The organism is Dietzia sp. SYD-A1, assembly GCF_015356725.1.
In the GTDB taxonomy this organism is placed as follows: domain Bacteria; phylum Actinomycetota; class Actinomycetes; order Mycobacteriales; family Mycobacteriaceae; genus Dietzia.
Map to the genome: position 1 here is coordinate 1 of NZ_JADDKI010000402.1, position 2,223 is coordinate 2,223.

A 2,223-nucleotide genomic window follows, 5' to 3' on the forward strand; every position below is an offset into this window, starting at 1 on the left:
GGGCGGGTGCGCGCCGGGGCGTCGCTGGTACCTCGGCGCTCATCCACCGTCCTTGTCGTCGAATCGGGGACCGCGCGAGGCCGCCGATGATTCCCCCACGGTACCGCGCCGCGCGCCGGGCGTCGGAATCGGCGTGCGGCGTCGTAGGGTGTTGCGGGTGACGACCCGACTGCCCGTCGTGACGGTGACCTATTCTCCCGGCGACCATCTGAGCCGGTTCGTGGAGACCCTGCCCGGGTCCACGACCCGGCCGGTGGGGCTGGTGATGGCGGACAACGGCTCCACGGACGGCGCGCCCGAGGCCGCGGCGGCCGCGCACGACTTCGCCGAGTTCCTCCCGACGGGAGGGAACCTGGGGTACGGGACCGCGATCAACCGCGCCGTGACCGAGATCTCCCGGCGACCGGCCGATTTCGACCAGGAGTTCGTGGTGGTCGTCAACCCGGACGTGTGGTTCGAGCCGGGATCGGTGGACGCGCTGCTGGGCGCCGCCGATCGGTGGCCCAGGGCGGCGGCGTTCGGCCCCATGATCGCCGAGACGGACGGGTCCGTGTACCCCTCGGCCCGCGCCGTGCCGAGCCTCGGCGCCGGGATCGGTCACGCGCTGCTGGGCCCGGTGTGGCCGGGCAACCCGTGGACCGCCCGCTACCTCGATGACGCCGACATGGATTCCGAGCGGACCGCGGGGTGGTTGTCCGGGTCGTGTCTGCTGCTGCGGCGAGAGGCCTTCGACGCCGTGGGCGGGTTCGATGAGCGCTACTTCATGTACCTGGAGGACGTGGACCTGGGGGACCGGCTGGGGCGCGCCGGGTGGCAGTCCGTCTACGTGCCGTCGTCGGTGATCCACCACGACCAGGGCCACGCGGCCAGGACCGTGCCGGAGTTCACCCTCAGGGCGCATCACCGCAGCGCGTACCTGTTCCAGGCGGACAGGCATCCGCACGCCTGGCAGGCCCCGTTACGCTGGGCCCTCCGCGTGGGTCTCGCGCTACGGTGCCGACTCGCGATCCGATCCGCCCGGCGTGGCCTTCGCTGACGCGGACGACGAGACCATCCACCGGCCCGGACGGGCCGCGCCAGCGCGCGGCCCGGGGGCCACGACATCGGGAGCAGGACTGTGACCTCGACGACCCCCTCCGGCGCCGCGCCGCGCGATCTGATCCCAGACACCGAGGCGGTGGTCCTGGTGGGCGGGAAGGGGACCCGCCTGCGCCCACTGACGATCTCGGCGCCCAAGCCCATGCTGCCCACGGCCGGCGTGCCCTTCCTCACCCATCTGCTGTCGAGGATCCGGGCGGCGGGCATCCGGCGGGTGGTGTTGGGTACGTCGTTCAAAGCCGAGGTGTTCGAGGAGCATTTCGGTGACGGGTCCGACCTCGACCTGGAACTGACGTACGTGGTGGAGACCGAGCCGCTGGGGACGGGCGGCGGCATCCGCAACGTTCTGGACGAGCTCACCGCATCGACGATCATGGTGTTCAACGGCGACGTGCTGGGCGGTACCGATCTCACCCGGATCCTCGACCTGCACCACGCCAGGAACGCGGACCTGACGATGCACCTTGTCCGCGTCTCCGATCCCCGTGCGTTCGGTTGTGTGCCGACCGATGACGACGGCCGGGTCCTGGAGTTCCTGGAGAAGACGCAGGACCCGCCGACCGATCAGATCAACGCCGGCTGCTACGTCTTCCGGCGTGAACTGATCGCGCAGATCCCCGAGGGCGTCCCCGTCTCGGTGGAGCGCGAGACCTTCCCGCAGCTGCTCGCCGAGGGCAAGCGGGTCTACGGTTTCGTCGACTCGGCGTACTGGCGGGACATGGGCACGCCCGAGGACTTCGTCCGCGGGTCCTCGGACCTCGTCCGCGGCATCGCGCCGTCGCCTGCACTCGAGAGTCATCACGGCGAGGCGCTCGTCCACGAGGGTGCGGGGGTCGGCGCCGGGGCGGTCCTCATCGGGGGAACCGTGGTCGGTCGCGGCGCCGAGATCGGGGCCGGAGCCCGGCTGGACGGCGCCGTGGTCTTCGACGGCGCCCGTATCGAGGCCGGGGCGACGGTCGAACGGTCGATCATCGGCTTCGGCGCGCGCATCGGCCACCGGGCGCTGATCCGCGACGGGGTGATCGGCGACGGCGCCGACATCGGTGCGCGTTGCGAACTGCTGCGCGGGGCCCGGGTGTGGCCCGGGGTCGTGATCCCCGACGGCGGGATCCGCTACTCCACGGA

The 2,223-nt window shown here is 71.9% G+C and carries 2 protein-coding genes; both read left to right on the plus strand.

The features are described 5' to 3' along the window. The first annotated feature begins 157 nt into the window (after nt 1-157). Complete coding sequence (locus tag IY392_RS14635) at nt 158-1,036, plus strand: glycosyltransferase family 2 protein (protein ID WP_107755929.1); 879 nt, start codon at nt 158-160, stop codon at nt 1,034-1,036. Nucleotides 1,037-1,117: 81 nt separating this feature from the next. Continuing rightward, nucleotides 1,118-2,223 (plus strand): NDP-sugar synthase (locus tag IY392_RS14640; protein ID WP_309234189.1); only part of this gene is annotated, 1,106 nt, incomplete at its 3' end.